We start from the raw sequence: 15,042 nt of genomic DNA, 5'->3' as shown, positions 1-15,042 counted from the left end.
CATTTTTTGGAAGTTTGTATTCTATATTGTTTTTTAAGGAGCATGTTGATGACGAAAAAACGGATTACATTTGGTTTATTAGTTTTAATGGTATGTGTCATCCTGTTTGTTCTGTATGTTCAGTTACGCAATAAAGACAGTATTCCTGTCCAATCTTCCGCCATCCACCCCGAAGAAGACCGCATCTTTTTTATCTACTCCAATCCTTTCATAAAAGAAAGCGTGCTGCTTTCAACCTCAACAGGCGAACGGTTTAACAGGCGTACGTTTAAGGTGGCGGATGTTCCTTATATTCAAATGAAGTCATACAAATCCACAGACCTTGTATTATTGGCGGAACACGAGCCTTTTTACTACACGCTGGAGAAGGATGCGATCAAAGAGCATCCGCTTTCAGATCCATTTGCGTTTTGGCATGAGGGGAAGGATGTGTCTGTTAAGGCCTATAATGTTGATACGACGGGGAATGAGATCCGCATAAATGATAAAAAAATGAAGAAGGAATATACCCTTACCTTGCCTTCGCTTGTCACGATGGGGGTCAGTGATGAGAACTATATTTATATCATTCAAAGCATGGCTATTTACGTGATTGACAGAAAAACAGAGGAAATGATTGAGACCCTGAGCTTAGCCTCATACGCTGATCAATTCGCAGACTCGAAGGAATTTATTGTTGCGAGCTCGGAGCATGAATTGACTGTGATTGAAAAAGGGACATGGAAGGCGACATATATTGCGTATCCTGAAGATCTTGAATATGCAGATACTGTGTATTATGACAAAGAAAGCGGCAGTTTTTACGTTACGTACGAGGACAAAAAGGGTGAGGCGAACTTGCTGGAGTATGGGAAGGAATTTTCTTTTCATACATATAGTTTGAATTTCCCTTATATGGAAGCAAAGTTTAAGGGGAATCTATTGTATATAGTTGCCCAGGAAGAGCATAAAAAGGGCATCGGCGGGTATGTGGGTGTGTTTGATATCCATTCTAAGAAGATGCTTTATCAGTTTGATTTGCCTGAGGAACAGGTGAAGGTGCAGGATTTTGTTGTGGTTGACAATAAGTGAATACGTATATGAAATAGAATGACAAAGACCCTTGCATAAAGGGTTCTTTTTTACGAAGAAAAACAAATTGACAGGATGAAAAAACAATTTCTTCCTTCTGTGTTGTTTTCAAAATTTGGGATTGATAGAATATGACATATCTCATAGAGAAGGAGGGAAGCCGTTGAGTCAAGCCATACCGTCTTCGCGTGTCGGTGTTAAGATTAATGAATGGTACAAGATGATTCGCCAGTTCAGTGTTCCGGATGCTGAGGTTCTGAAAGCGGAGGTTGAGCAGGACATTCAGAGGATGGAAGAGGATCAGGATTTGCTGATCTATTATTCTCTGATGTGTTTCCGGCACCAGCTGATGCTGGATTATTTGGAGCCGGGACAGCCTTACGGGAATCGCCCTACAGTGACAGAGCTTCTTGAAACGATTGAGACCCCTCAGAAAAAACTCACAGGCCTTTTGAAATATTACTCTTTGTTTTTCCGCGGCATGTATGAATTTGATCAAAAAGAATATGTTGAAGCCATCGGGTATTATCGCGAGGCGGAGAAAGAACTGCCGTTTGTGTCAGATGAAATTGAGAAAGCGGAATTCCATTTTAAAGTGGCCGAAGCGTATTATCACATGAAGCAAACCCATGTGTCGATGCATCATATTCTTCAAGCCTTAGACATTTATCAAAACAATCCCCTATACAGCATTAGAACGATACAAAGCTTGTTTGTGATCGCCGGCAATTATGATGATTTCAAACATTATGATAAAGCGCTCCCGCATTTAGAGGCGGCGCTAGATTTGGCAATGGACATTCAAAATGACAGGTTTATCGCCATTTCTCTATTGAACATCGCGAACAGCTATGACAGATCAGGAGACGATCAGATGGCTGTAGAACATTTCCAAAAAGCGGCGAAAGTAAGCAGAGAGAAAGTGCCTGATCTGCTTCCGAAAGTCTTGTTTGGATTAAGCTGGACATTATGTAAAGCGGGCCAAACACAGAAGGCGTTTCAGTTCATAGAGGAAGGATTAGACCATATCACAGCACGTTCTCACAAATTTTATAAAGAATTGTTTCTGTTCTTGCAGGCTGTGTACAAGGAGACTGTTGACGAACGAAAAATTCATGATCTTTTAAGCTATTTCGAAAAAAAGAACCTGCACGCTTACATTGAAGCATGTGCCCGGAGTGCTGCCGCTGTTTTTGAAAGCAGCTGTCACTTTGAACAAGCCGCTGCGTTTTATCGGAAAGTGCTGAAAGCCCAAGAAGATATTCTAAAAGGAGAGTGTTTATATGCCTATTAAGAAAAAAGTGATGATGTGTCTGGCTGTTACTCTAGTTTTGGGAAGCCTGTCGTTTCCAACCCTGACAAACTCCGGCGGAATTAAGGAATCAACAGATCGAAATACGACGTTTATCGATCATTCCCCTTACAAACTTAGTGATCAGAAGAAAGCCCTTAGCTAGGGCTTTTTCTTGCTTTACGGAAGACGTTCCATTTTCCACATCGCGGCATTCCTTCTATTTCTAACGCAAGACACTCGAAACAACCAAACCATTTGAGGTATAATGGATAAAGTGAATAACAGTATTTAGATTGATATATATGAAAGAGAGTGGAACATCATGGGCCGTAAGTGGAACAATATTAAAGAGAAGAAGGCGTCTAAGGACGCAAATACGAGTCGGATTTATGCGAAGTTTGGCCGTGAGATTTATGTGGCGGCGAAACAGGGCGAGCCTGATCCGGAATCCAACCAGGCGCTGAAGGTTGTGCTTGAGCGTGCGAAGACTTACAGCGTGCCGAAAAACATCATTGAACGTGCGATCGAGAAGGCGAAGGGCGGAGCGGAAGAGAATTACGATGAGCTTCGTTATGAGGGCTTCGGGCCGAACGGATCAATGATTATCGTTGATGCGCTGACGAATAATGTAAACCGTACGGCGCCGGAAGTGCGTGCGGCGTTCGGGAAAAACGGCGGAAACATGGGTGTGAGCGGATCTGTTGCTTACATGTTTGATGCGACGGCTGTAATCGGTGTGGAAGGCAAAACTGCTGACGAAGCGCTTGAAATCCTGATGGAAGCGGATGTTGATGTACGTGACATTTTAGAAGAGGATGACAGCGTGATCGTATATGCTGAGCCTGATCAATTCCATGCGGTGCAAGAGGCGTTTAAAAACGCGGGTGTCGAGGAATTTACAGTAGCGGAGCTGACAATGCTTGCGCAAAGTGAAGTAACGCTTCCGGATGATGCAAAGGAACAGTTTGAAAAATTAATTGATGCATTAGAAGATTTGGAAGATGTTCAGCAGGTATATCATAACGTTGATTTAGGTGAGTAAGGAGTGAGCAGGCTGTTATGGCCTGCTTTTTTTGTCCCGGAAATTGTTTTAGCTGTATGTAGGCGGCCGCCTATACGATCTATAAGATATTCTCATACTCTGGACTGTAACCTATGTGAAGGAGAGAGTGAATATGACTGATACAAGACATATGTATGGCGGACCTGGTTTTGGTCATTATCAGGGCTTTGGTATTGGCCACCCGGGTTATGGCATGTATGGAGGCCACCCGGGCTTTGGCATGTATGGAGGCTACCCAGATCACGGCATACATGGAGGTGTCGGCGGCTATCCGGGATATGGAACGTACGGAGGATACGGAGGATCCGGCGGTTACCCAAGCGGCGGCTATGGAGGCTCTCCGGGAACTGTAAATTATCCGAACATGCACCATGAAAATGATGGCCATCACCACTATTATCACCATCATCATGATGGAAAAGATAATCTTCATCACCATCATCACCATGTTGGAAAGGATAATTATCATCACCATCATGATGGTCATTATGGCCACCATCACCACCATATGGGCCACTGGGGAAAAGACGGTTATAAATAAAGAAGATGATGGTATAAAGAGGACACTCTTGCAGATCAAGAGTGTTTTTTATCTTTTTTTCTTGACTGTTCAGTCTGGAAACTGGTAACATTTGTTTCAGGAGGTGATCGTTTTTTGGGGAGGAATAAAGAATTTGATACGGCACTTGTTCTTCACAGGGCGATAGAGGTTTTTGGAGAGTATGGCTACGAAGGAACGTCTCTTCAGGGTCTGCTCTCTCATTTAGGCATTGCGCGCCAGAGCTTGTATGATACGTATGGCACGAAGCGTGATTTGTTTTTGTCCGCGGTGAAATCGTATCTTGAAGGGAAAAACGCTGCAGTTATGGAAAGGCTTGAAGCGCCAGGATCTGTAAAGGAAGCCATTCGTGATATTTTTCAGGAGGGTGTCAATGCCCTGAGGGATCCGGAACGGGCGAAGGCGTGCTACATTATGAACAGTGCGATTGAACAGATCCCGCATGACCCTGAGCTTGCCCGGTATTTTGAAAGACAATTCAAGCAGCTTGAGGACGCTTTTTATCAGGCGCTTTTAAGGGCGAAGGATCAAGGAGAATTGAATGGCGAAGATCCTGATATATCTGCGCTCGCCCGGTACCTGAATCAGAGCAGGCTGTCACTGACATTTATTGCAAAAGTGACGGCAGATATGGATCGGCTTCAGGACCATGTTGACGTGAGTTTATCAGTGCTTGATTAACATGTGGTAAAGGATTCTTTGCCCATGTATGTACTTTTTGGACTGAATAGTCTAGAAATAAAAATGAGGTGATGATGAATGTTGATGAATGAGTTTGAAAAAGCATGTGAAACATTGAGAAAGTTTATGGCTTATATGCTTGAGAAGGACATGAAGAGCTGGACGGAGCTTTGGGATGAGAATGCTGTATTTGAGTTCCCTTATGCGCCGGAGGGATCACCAAAAAGAATAGAAGGAAAAGCGGCCATTTACGATTATATTAAAGATTATCCTAAGCAGATTCATCTTTCTTCATTTACCGCTCCGACAGTGTACCGTTCAGCAGATACGAATACGATGATTGCGGAGTTTCAATGTGACGGCCATGTGGTTGAGACTGGGCTGCCTTATCGCCAAAGTTATATCAGTGTCATCGAAACGAGAGATGGCCGCATTGTGCGTTATAAGGATTATTGGAATCCGCTTGTTGTAAAAGAGGCCTTTGGAGGATCATTTTTGCAAACAGAGGAGAGTGGGAAATGATGAGACAGAATCCGATTTTAATCACGGGCGGGACTGGCACAGTCGGCAGCCGAATCGCCAGCCGTTTAATAAAGCTGGGATACAGAGTGCGTATTGCAAGCCGAAAAAAGGGCGCGCTTGCAAGTGCGGAGTATGTGTATTTTGATTGGAAGGATGCCTCCAGTTTTACGCCTACTCTAGAACAGGTAAAAGACATCTATCTTGTTGCTCCGGTTGGTGTACTTGATCCGGCTCCCTATGTGCTTCCCTTTTTAAAGGAAGCAAAGCGTCTCGGCGCAAAGCGGGTAGTGATGCAAAGTGCGTCTGTTGTCTCCGAGAACGGTCCCGTGTTTGGCGCGCTTCACCAGGCAGTGCGCGAGTTTCCAGAATGGACGGTGCTGCGGCCTTCATACTTTATGCAAAATTTCATCAATGTCCAGCATCGCATGTCTATTCAAACGGAGGGCCGCATCACAACGGCTTCGGGTGAAGGAAAACTTGGGTTTATTGACGCTGATGACATCGCAGAAACAGCCGTCAGGGCTTTGATTGATGATGTTCCTCATCAAACACATCATATTCTGACAGGTCCCGAGGCGCTGAGCTATGCCGAAGCGGCGGAGATCATTGGAGCTGCGGCGGGACGCCGGGTGGAGCATGTCAGCATTTCTCGTTCCGAGCTGCAGCATAAAATGGAGGCAGGAGGTTTGCCCGCGGATTATGCCCATTTTATGGCGAAGCTTGATGAGGCAATCAGCCATGGTGCGGAACATCGGGTAACGGATACAGTGAAGCGTGTGACGGGAAAAGAACCTCGTTCGCTGTCAGAGTTTGCGGCTGCTCATGCTGTGTATTGGAAACACTGATCTCATTTTGGACTGAATAGTCTAGAAAGACCTTCGGCGCTTCCGAAGGTCTTCTTATTGAAAAAGCTAAGTCGTGTTTTAGTCATAATCATGCCTCCTGCCTCATACCTATTAAGGTCATTGTTTTTGAGAAAGGAGGAGCCGGAATGAAGGATATGCAGCCGTTTACGCCTGTCAAATCATATACGCCCTTTCACAGCCGTTTTGATCCCTGTCCGCCTATAGGGAAGAAATATTACAGAACGCCCCCTAACCTTTATATGACCTTTCAGCCTGAGCACATGGAGCAGTTTTCGCCGATGGAGGCTTTGAGGAAAGGCACCCTTTGGAAGGATCTCTATGATTTTTATGAAAACCCTTATCGAGGGGGAGACGCACATGGCAAAAAAGGTTGACGCCGAATATTATCGTCAGCTTGAGCAAATACAGGCTGCTGATTTTGTGCTTGTTGAGCTGAGTCTTTATTTAAATACACATCCTCATGATGAAGATGCGCTGAAGCAATTCAATCAATATTCCGGCTATTCAAGGCACTTAAAAAGACAGTTCGAATCCTCTTACGGACCGCTTCTGCAGTTCGGAAACAGCCCCGCGGGCAAGGATTGGGATTGGGGAAAAGGGCCATGGCCGTGGCAAGTATAAGGAGGAATGCCTGAATGTGGGTGTATGAAAAGAAGCTGCAATACCCTGTCAAGGTCAGTACGTGCAACCCGACGCTGGCGAAGTATTTGATTGAACAGTATGGCGGAGCGGACGGCGAGCTGGCCGCGGCTCTCCGGTATTTGAACCAGCGTTATACGATTCCTGATAAGGTCATCGGCCTTTTAACAGATATCGGCACGGAGGAGTTTGCCCATTTGGAAATGATTGCGACCATGGTCTATAAGTTAACGAAAGACGCCACACCGGAGCAGCTGCGTGAAGCCGGGCTTGGCGATCATTACGTCAATCACGACAGCGCGCTTTTTTATCATAATGCGGCGGGCGTGCCGTTTACCGCGAGCTATATCCAAGCGAAGGGCGATCCGATTGCCGATTTATACGAAGATATTGCCGCAGAAGAAAAGGCGCGGGCGACGTATCAATGGCTGATTGATATTTCGGATGATCCTGATTTAAACGATTCCCTGCGTTTTTTGCGTGAGCGTGAAATCGTACACTCTATGCGCTTCAGAGAAGCGGTTGAAATTTTAAAAGAAGAACGGGATAAAAAGAAGATTTTCTAATAGGCAGATTGGCCTCTCTTTCATACACCCTTTTACATACAGAGAAAATGGTCTGTTTTTGCAGTTTGGTCTGCATTATAATCAAGGTGTGTGTGCAAGCTTACTTTTTGATTGGGAGGCCTTTATGTCAGCTTTTAAGATTGAGAACGAAACGATTGCAAATGGATTTTACGCGTGTCCGGCCGTCTATGAGGATGCAGAATCGATTACCGGGTTGCTCGTCCGAACAGCTGAATGGCTCCGGGATCGGGGTTCTAACCAATGGAGCGGACTTCTCAAAGGGCAAGATATACATGATATCACGGGGTCAATTGAAAAGGGACATGTGTTTGTGTTTAAAAAAGATGAAGAGCTTGCGGCTGTCGTGATGCTGCTGCCTGAACCGAGCGAGTGGGACCGGACGCTTTGGGGAGACGATGGGCATGAGAAGTCCATTTATTTGCACCGCCTCGCAGTAAGCCGCCGGTTTGCGGGACAGGGGCTTGGAGCCCGCGTCCTTCAGTGGGCGGAGACGGGCATACATTTTCCGGGAAAAACACGGATCCGGCTTGACTGTGTCGCTGATAGCGACGCCCTGCATTCCTTTTATCGGCGTATGGGATATGAATTCATGGGTGCTGATGCGTCCGGATATCATTTGTTTGAGAAAGAGATTTCGGCAGAATAAGCGTCCTTTGCAGGGGGCTTTTTTGTCTTTTCTAAAAGGGAGGGCAGGCGATGTTGTGGCCAATTTATTTGTGACAGGGATTGTGACGGCTTGTCTGTTTGCTGGCGTATCCGTTTTGATGCGGATGAGATTTCCTGACAAAAGTCGGCCGGAATGGATGTTGGCCGGGCTGATCGTCCTTGGTGTGTTTGTGATCTGGTACAGCCTCGTGTATGTACGCGGCTGGGAAGGGGCTGCGCTCGGAATGCTTGGATTCAATGTCATTTTCGGAGCCATTGCCGGATATTTGATCGATAAGGCCATCCGGCGTTACAGGAAAAGATAAGGCTGCTGCCGTCTCTCATCATGTCGAAATTTTCACAGAACGGCAGGAATTTTCTTTCGAAAGGAGAAATACATATTACTTTAAAATGAAAGCGTTTTCCGAAGCGGGAAGGTGATGTTGATGATACACAGTGTGACAAATGGGCTGAATCGTTTTTGTACGTGGGTGATGAGACTGGCCTATTTGAATGTGCTTTGGATTTTGTTTTCTCTTGCAGGCCTGGTTGTGTTTGGGCTGATGCCCGCTACTGCCGCGATGTTTACAGTGGCGAGAGAATGGGCGAAGGGGAATACAGATGCCCCGGTGTTTTCTGTCTTTTTTCGGACGTTTAAAAAGGAATGGCGGGCATCACAGATCCTCGGGCTTATCGTTGTGACGGCTGCCCTGTTTCTGTTTGCGGATATGCGGATAGCGGCTCAGATGGACCAGCCTGTGCTCGTCAATGTATTCCTGAGCATTAGTTTGATTTTCGCGTTTGTTGTGCTGTATGTGTTCCCGGTATTTTCTCATTTTGACGTAAAAATCAGAGAGGTGCTGAGCATCAGCTTTATCATTGCCTTCAGCCGTCCGGCGGTGACGCTTTTGATGGCGGCGGGCGCTGTCGGTGTGCTTTGTCTCGTTCTGTTTCATGTCACGTTTCTATTGTTTTTCAGCGGGAGTTTACTCAGCCTGATCTTAACGAAGCTGTCCTTTAAAGCGTTTCGGTCAATGGATCAGCGGCAGGAGAAAGAAAAGGCGGCATGAAGAAAAGAGTTGCTGGCTGGTACAGGCGGATGAAGATTAAGGATAAGCTGTTTGTGTTTCTATCGTTGATTATGGCCGTGTCTTTTCTGTTTGTATACAGCGGGGTCCAGTATGCCTTTCATGTGTATGATGAGCAGATTTACCGCAAGTCCTCGGAGGTGCTTCGGATGTCTTCCGAAAGGATCGAAGACGAGCTGAAGAAGATAGAGGATGTGTCATATGAAATCATTACAGACGAACAGATTCAGCGCATCCTGAGCATGCAAAATCGGGATGATACGTATGATCAATATCAAATGAAGCAGGAGCTTTGGGATCAGCTTGCGGGATATGCCAGCGATGAAAAGTACATCGATTCCATTCATTTGATTGATGCCCGCGGCTCAGAGTATTCAGCCGGAAGCAGTTCTTCAGATCTTTTGCAGCAGGAGCAGGAAGAGGTATTTAAGCGAGCGAAAGCGAAAAATGGAAGAAATCTTTGGATGACGCTCGGCGGGTCAGATCCTGTCCTGATTTCAGCACGGCAGATCAGGTCCTATCACCAGCTGAGTCTGAACGGCTTGGGCATGGTGCTGATCCAAGTCAATGTAAAACAGATGATTCGTGATGTGCCGCAGGATTGGGGCGATTCAGTCGGAGACATTATGATTGCTGACCAAGGCGGGAATTTGGTGTATACGGCACATGCATCAGCGCATGTTCCTGAGGCAGCAAAAGAGACGCTGAAGCACCCCGGTTATGACTTGATAAAAAAGAATGGCAAACGTTACTTTATTTCTTATCTTCAATCATCCTACCAAAATTGGAGCTACTATAACGTTATCCCCTTTGATCAGATGTTCGCGAAAATTTCCTTTATGAAAACAGTGATCGGCACATGCTTTCTCCTCTTTTTCTGTGTGGTTTTGCTTTTCGGAAGGAAAATCGCCAACAGCATCACGGAGCCGATTGAACAGCTTGTGACCGCGATGAAATCGGTACAGCACGGCGGTATTGAAGCAGGTGTGTCGCTTTCTCTGCCGGAACATACACAGGATGAGGCCGGCATGCTGAACCGCCATTTTACTGTCATGATGAAACGGATTAATGAGCTGATGGAAGAAAATGTGGAAAAACAGCTCATTATTAAAGAAACCGAATTGAAAGCACTGCAAGCCCAGATCAATCCGCATTTTTTATATAACACGCTCGAGTCCATCAATTGGCTGGCCAAGGCGAATCAGCAAAAGCAAATCTCAAAAATGGTGGAATCGCTCGGTTTTCTTCTGAGAAACAGCATACATATGAAAAAGGATATCGTGACCATTCAGGAGGAGGCGGACATTTTACGTCACTATATGACAATTCAGCGATTTCGATTTGAAGAGCGCCTGAATTTCACGTTGGATATTGACGATGAGGTGAAGCATTGCCTCATTCCGAAACTGACGCTCCAGCCGCTTGCGGAAAATGCGATTCAATACGCGCTTGAACCCTTTACAAGGCCATGCGCCATCCGGATTCAGGCCAAAAAGGCAAAGGAATGTGTCTGTATTACGGTCGAAGATAACGGTCCTGGCATGGATGGACGGATTCTTGAATCAACGGGCGGAAGAGGAATCGGACTTTGGAATATTCGCGAGCGCATCAGCCTGACATTCGGAGAGCCATACGGCTTGCGGATTCATAGTGAGCATGAAAAGGGGACGAGGATTGTGATCACAATACCGTGCCGAAATGAGGTGGTGTGATGTATAAAATACTGCTGGCTGATGATGAGAGGATTATCCTTGATGGAATGGCAGGAATCATTGAGTGGGAGTCGCTTGGCGCCTCATTGATCGGTAAAGCGCAGAACGGACATGAAGCATATGAAAAGATTGTACATAAGCAGCCGCATATCGTCATCACAGACGTCAAAATGCCCGGTATGGACGGGCTTGAGCTGATCAAAAAGGTGTCAGCCATCAGTCCGTCGGTGCAATTTATCGTCCTGTCCGGGTTTGGAGAGTTTGAGTACGCAAAGGAAGCCATGAAATATGGGGTGAAGCATTATTTGCTGAAACCCTGCAATGAACAGCAGATTATCAGCTCGCTGGAGGAAATCATTGCTGAGCTGAAGCGGCAAGATGTGCACAAAAAGAAAACAGCCCATCTGAAACACGAGCTGGACCATATCCGTTCCTTTGCAGCCGATCAATACTTGGAAGGCTTGATCGCCGGTGTGGCCCAGCTGTCTCCGCCGCCATCACTTGCCGGAAAAAAGATCCGCCTCTTGATCTTAAAAGGGGAACAATCTATTGATGCCGCAGCCAGAGAGGCACTCGGATCGGCACTGACAGCGGTTTGCAGCAGCGGAGAATGGACCGTACTCGCCGTAGAGGAGAACGCCGCTGAAAAGGCGGCGGAGGTTTTTGCAACCCGCAAGATGGCCATCAGTCAGGCGGGAGAACTCCGGCACGCGGGGCAGCTGTTTCGTGACACAGCTGAAGCGTCTGGTGACCTGCATGGGAGCGCAGTGATTTCGAAAATGATCAGGCTTATTGCCGACGAGCTCGGAAATCCGAATCTGTCCTTAAAATGGGCGGCGAAGGATATGCTGTTTATGAATCCTGATTATCTCGGGAAATTATTTAAACAGGAAACAGGCGAGAAATTTTCCCAATACGTTACACGTGTGCGTCTTGAGCATGCGATGAAGCAGATGAAAATGAGGCGGGACGCGAGTGTATCAGAAATTGCTGAAGAAATTGGGTTTGGCGATAATCCGAAGTATTTCAGTCTTGTTTTTAAAAAATATACCGGTCTGACACCGTCAGAATTCAGAAGAAAACAGGGAGGCGCTTCCGCAGGATAGCCATCTCTGTTTTTTTGACTTTCGCCACTGTTTTTTGAGTGTTTCGCCCTATCCGAACGCTTTAAAATAAAATGTAAGCACTTACATTAAAGGGGGGATTGGTTTGAAGAAGATTTGTTACGTGCTGTTATCCCTTGTCTGCGTCTTTTTGTTCAGCGGATGTTCAGCAGGTGAAGAGGCCTCGGGAAAAAAAGAAGACGTTACACTCAGAATCGCGTGGTGGGGCGGGCAGCCAAGGCATGATTATACAACAAAGGTAATTGAACTTTACGAGAAAAAGAATCCGCACGTCCATATTGAAGCGGAATTTGCGAACTGGGATGACTACTGGAAAAAGCTCGCGCCCATGTCTGCCGCCGGCCAGCTTCCTGATGTCATTCAAATGGATACCGCTTACTTAGCCCAATACGGAAAGAAGAACCAGCTGGAGGATTTAACGCCGTATACAAAGGATGGAACGATTGACGTCAGTTCAATCGACGAGAATATGCTGTCGGGCGGAAAAATCGACAATAAGCTATATGGATTTACGCTAGGTGTCAACGTGCTGTCTGTGATTGCCAATGAAGATTTGCTGAAAAAAGCCGGTGTGTCTATCAATCAGGAAAACTGGACGTGGGAGGATTACGAGAAGCTGGCGTATGATCTTCAGGAAAAAGCCGGTGTCTACGGTTCCAACGGAATGCATCCGCCTGATATTTTCTTCCCTTATTATTTGCGCACAAAGGGTGAGCGCTTTTATAAAGAAGACGGCACTGGCCTCGCGTATCAAGATGATCAGCTGTTTGTCGATTACTTTGAGCGGCAGCTGAGGCTGGTGAAAGCGAAAACGTCCCCAACACCTGATGAAAGCGCACAGATTAAAGGGATGGAAGACGATTTTATCGTCAAAGGCAAATCAGCGATTACATGGAACTACTCCAATCAATATTTGGGCTTTGCCCGGCTGACAGACTCGCGGCTGTCTCTCTATCTGCCTCCGGAGCAAATGAAGGAAAAGGCGCTGACATTGAAGCCGAGTATGCTGTTTTCCATTCCGAAAAGCTCTGAGCATAAAAAAGAGGCAGCGAAATTTATTAATTTCTTCGTGAATAATGAGGAAGCGAACCAGCTGATTAAAGGCGAGCGAGGCGTTCCAGTCTCCGACAAGGTGGCGGATGCGATTAAACCGAAGCTGAATGAGGAAGAAACCAACATCGTGGAGTATGTAGAAACCGCGTCAAAAAACATCAGCAAAGCCGATCCGCCAGAGCCTGTGGGAAGCGCGGAGGTCATCAAACTGCTGAAGGATACGTCAGATCAGATTCTGTATCAGAAGGTATCGCCGGAAAAAGCCGCCAAAACGTTCCGGAAAAAGGCCAATGAGATATTAGAGAGGAATAATTGACGGGAAATGGGGCCGACGCAATGAAAAAAAGCCGGAGTATAAGAAAAGACAATCTGGCGGGATATGCTTTTATTTCTCCGTTTATCATCGGGTTCCTATGCTTTACGGTGATTCCGATGGGGGCGTCCCTGTTTCTGTCCTTCACGAGCTATGACTTGTTTACGGCGCCGAAATGGATCGGGCTCGACAACTTTAAGGAAATGTTTACGGGTGACGAAAAGTATTGGCAGTCTCTGAAGGTGACGTTTACGTATGTGCTTGCCGGGGTTCCGCTCCGCCTCGGCTTCGCGCTTTTTATCGCTGTCATTTTAAACAATGCAGCAAAAGGAACGGCCATTTACAGAACGCTCTTTTATCTGCCTTCGATCATCGGCGGAAGCGTCGCCGTGGCGATTATGTGGCGCAATATTTTTGGCAATGACGGGGTCATCAATGCGCTGCTGTTTTTTGTCGGGATTGACCAAAAAATTCTTTGGTACCAGAATCCGACAAGTGCGCTGTGGACATTGATTCTGCTGTCCGTCTGGCAGTTCGGGTCGTCAATGCTCATTTTTCTGGCCGGGCTGAAAAACATTCCGTCTTCGTATTTGGAAGCGGCAAGTGTGGATGGGGCAAATCGGGTGCAGCGTTTCTTCAAGATCACGCTTCCGATCCTTACACCGATTATTTTCTTTAATCTTGTGATGCAGACGATTTCTGCTTTTATGACATTTACACCTGCCTATATCATTTCGAAGGGCGAGGGCGGGCCGCTTGACGGGACACTTCTCTATTCGCTCTATTTGTTCCAGCGTGCGTTTAACTATTTTCAAATGGGCTACGCATCGGCGATGGCGTGGGTCATGCTTGTCATTGTCGGGCTGATTACGCTCATATTGTTTAAAACATCATCATATTGGGTTCATTACGAGTCAAAGGAGGAATGACGGATGGAGCCGGTCAACGAGCCTGTCAGAAAAGCCCCGGTTTTAGAAAGAAAAAAAGCCGGTCGCGTCAGTCCCAAACGCATACTGTTCCATGTTTGTACGGCAACGCTGGCGGTGTTGCTGCTGTACCCGGTCATTTGGCTGTTTGTCAGCTCGTTTAAAGAAAGCGCCAGTATTTTTACAACCTCACATTCTCTCATTCCAGACCCTTTTATTCTCAGTAACTATGCTGAAGGGTGGAAGGGCATTGCGGGACAGCCGTTTCTGACGTTTATTAAAAACTCGGCGATTATTGTCGGGCTGTCAACAATCGGTGCCGTCCTGTCATCGGCTGTCATTGCGTACGGATTTGCGCGTATTCCGTTTAAGGGAAAAAAAATTTGGTTTGCGTGCATGATGGGGACGTTAATGCTGCCTCATGAAGTGTTGATGATTCCGCAGTATATCATGTTTGCGAAATTAGACTGGCTGAATTCCTTTAAACCAATTGTCGTTCCGCAATTTTTCGGGCATGCGTTTTTTATCTTTCTGATGATCCAGTTTATCCGGACGATTCCCGAGGAGCTGGATGAAGCCGCGCGAATCGACGGATGCGGACGCTTTGCCTGCTTTTGGCGGATCATTCTCCCGCTGATTGCTCCCGCGCTTGCGACGTCTGCGATTTTCTCCTTCTATTGGAAGTGGGAGGAGCTGATTCAGCCGCTCTTGTATTTGAATAAGCCGGAGCTTTACCCTGTTTCACTTGCGCTGAAGCTTTTTCTCGATACAGAGTCGGCTTCGAACTGGGGCGCGATGTTTGCCATGTCGGCCGTCTCGTTATTGCCTGTGATTCTTGTTTTCTTTTTGTTTCAGAAATATATCGTTCAGGGCATCAGTACGACCGGATTAAAATAAAA

The 15,042-nt window shown here is 46.4% G+C and carries 18 protein-coding genes and 1 pseudogene; all 19 read left to right on the top strand.

Going from position 1 to position 15,042, the window contains the following annotated elements:
* The first annotated feature begins 48 nt into the window (after positions 1 to 48).
* The 19 genes and pseudogenes from NYE22_RS18585 to NYE22_RS18495 all read left to right on the top strand — a co-directional run bounded on the left by NYE22_RS18585 (position 49) and on the right by NYE22_RS18495 (position 15,040).
* Positions 49 to 1,071 (top strand): hypothetical protein, encoded by a 1,023-nt coding sequence (locus tag NYE22_RS18585; RefSeq protein WP_342412044.1) that lies wholly within the window; start codon positions 49 to 51, stop codon positions 1,069 to 1,071.
* A 163-nt stretch (positions 1,072 to 1,234) separates the two neighbouring features.
* On the top strand, positions 1,235 to 2,365 hold the full coding sequence (rapH, locus tag NYE22_RS18580; RefSeq protein WP_276354805.1) for a response regulator aspartate phosphatase RapH: 1,131 nt from the start codon (positions 1,235 to 1,237) through the stop codon (positions 2,363 to 2,365).
* Positions 2,355 to 2,528 (top strand): phosphatase RapH inhibitor, encoded by a 174-nt coding sequence (locus NYE22_RS18575; protein ID WP_276354803.1) that lies wholly within the window; start codon positions 2,355 to 2,357, stop codon positions 2,526 to 2,528. The genes rapH and NYE22_RS18575 overlap by 11 nt, the downstream gene beginning before the upstream one ends.
* Before the next feature lie 159 nt (positions 2,529 to 2,687).
* Complete coding sequence (locus tag NYE22_RS18570) at positions 2,688 to 3,407, top strand: YebC/PmpR family DNA-binding transcriptional regulator (protein ID WP_003233863.1); 720 nt, start codon at positions 2,688 to 2,690, stop codon at positions 3,405 to 3,407.
* A gap of 133 nt (positions 3,408 to 3,540) precedes the next feature.
* Positions 3,541 to 3,969 carry a hypothetical protein gene (locus NYE22_RS18565; protein WP_064671874.1) on the top strand — a complete coding sequence of 143 codons (429 nt, stop codon included), beginning with the start codon at positions 3,541 to 3,543 and terminating at the stop codon, positions 3,967 to 3,969.
* Positions 3,970 to 4,083: 114 nt separating this feature from the next.
* A complete protein-coding gene (locus tag NYE22_RS18560; protein WP_276354801.1) occupies positions 4,084 to 4,668 on the top strand; it encodes a TetR/AcrR family transcriptional regulator in 585 nt (194 codons plus the stop codon).
* Positions 4,669 to 4,746: 78 nt separating this feature from the next.
* Entirely contained in the window at positions 4,747 to 5,190 is a 444-nt protein-coding gene (locus NYE22_RS18555; protein WP_019712804.1) for a nuclear transport factor 2 family protein, read from the top strand.
* Positions 5,187 to 6,055 (top strand): annotated as a pseudogene (locus tag NYE22_RS18550) (NAD-dependent epimerase/dehydratase family protein). Before NYE22_RS18555 ends, NYE22_RS18550 begins: the two are co-directional and overlap by 4 nt.
* A 126-nt stretch (positions 6,056 to 6,181) precedes the next feature.
* Complete coding sequence (cotJA, locus tag NYE22_RS18545) at positions 6,182 to 6,430, top strand: spore coat-associated protein CotJA (RefSeq protein ID WP_003219489.1); 249 nt, start codon at positions 6,182 to 6,184, stop codon at positions 6,428 to 6,430.
* A complete protein-coding gene (gene cotJB / locus NYE22_RS18540; RefSeq protein ID WP_003219491.1) occupies positions 6,414 to 6,677 on the top strand; it encodes a spore coat protein CotJB in 264 nt (87 codons plus the stop codon). The genes cotJA and cotJB overlap by 17 nt, the downstream gene beginning before the upstream one ends.
* 14 nt (positions 6,678 to 6,691) lie before the next feature.
* Positions 6,692 to 7,261: a spore coat protein CotJC gene (cotJC, locus tag NYE22_RS18535; protein ID WP_003233850.1), complete on the top strand. Its 570-nt coding sequence runs from the start codon at positions 6,692 to 6,694 to the stop codon at positions 7,259 to 7,261.
* Positions 7,262 to 7,385: 124 nt separating this feature from the next.
* A complete protein-coding gene (locus NYE22_RS18530) occupies positions 7,386 to 7,928 on the top strand; it encodes a GNAT family N-acetyltransferase (protein WP_161986700.1) in 543 nt (180 codons plus the stop codon).
* 22 nt (positions 7,929 to 7,950) lie between these two features.
* Entirely contained in the window at positions 7,951 to 8,253 is a 303-nt protein-coding gene (locus tag NYE22_RS18525; protein ID WP_032677446.1) for a YesK-like family protein, read from the top strand.
* A 114-nt stretch (positions 8,254 to 8,367) separates the two neighbouring features.
* A complete protein-coding gene (locus NYE22_RS18520; RefSeq protein WP_003233844.1) occupies positions 8,368 to 8,997 on the top strand; it encodes a YesL family protein in 630 nt (209 codons plus the stop codon).
* A complete protein-coding gene (yesM, locus tag NYE22_RS18515) occupies positions 8,994 to 10,727 on the top strand; it encodes a two-component system sensor histidine kinase YesM (protein WP_072173405.1) in 1,734 nt (577 codons plus the stop codon). Before NYE22_RS18520 ends, yesM begins: the two co-directional genes overlap by 4 nt.
* Positions 10,727 to 11,833 carry a two-component system response regulator YesN gene (yesN, locus tag NYE22_RS18510; protein WP_106073988.1) on the top strand — a complete coding sequence of 369 codons (1,107 nt, stop codon included), beginning with the start codon at positions 10,727 to 10,729 and terminating at the stop codon, positions 11,831 to 11,833. The genes yesM and yesN overlap by 1 nt, the downstream gene beginning before the upstream one ends.
* A 103-nt stretch (positions 11,834 to 11,936) precedes the next feature.
* Positions 11,937 to 13,220, top strand: coding sequence for an ABC transporter substrate-binding protein (locus NYE22_RS18505; RefSeq protein WP_161986699.1), 1,284 nt, complete (start codon positions 11,937 to 11,939; stop codon positions 13,218 to 13,220).
* Positions 13,217 to 14,146, top strand: coding sequence for a sugar ABC transporter permease (locus NYE22_RS18500; RefSeq protein ID WP_003233835.1), 930 nt, complete (start codon positions 13,217 to 13,219; stop codon positions 14,144 to 14,146). Before NYE22_RS18505 ends, NYE22_RS18500 begins: the two co-directional genes overlap by 4 nt.
* 3 nt (positions 14,147 to 14,149) lie before the next feature.
* Complete coding sequence (locus tag NYE22_RS18495; RefSeq protein WP_161986698.1) at positions 14,150 to 15,040, top strand: carbohydrate ABC transporter permease; 891 nt, start codon at positions 14,150 to 14,152, stop codon at positions 15,038 to 15,040.
* Positions 15,041 to 15,042 lie beyond the last annotated feature (2 nt).

It is taken from the genome of Bacillus sp. FSL K6-1560 (assembly GCF_038592935.1).
Lineage (GTDB): Bacteria > Bacillota > Bacilli > Bacillales > Bacillaceae > Bacillus > Bacillus subtilis.
This window is presented reverse-complemented; position numbering and strand designations above follow the sequence as displayed.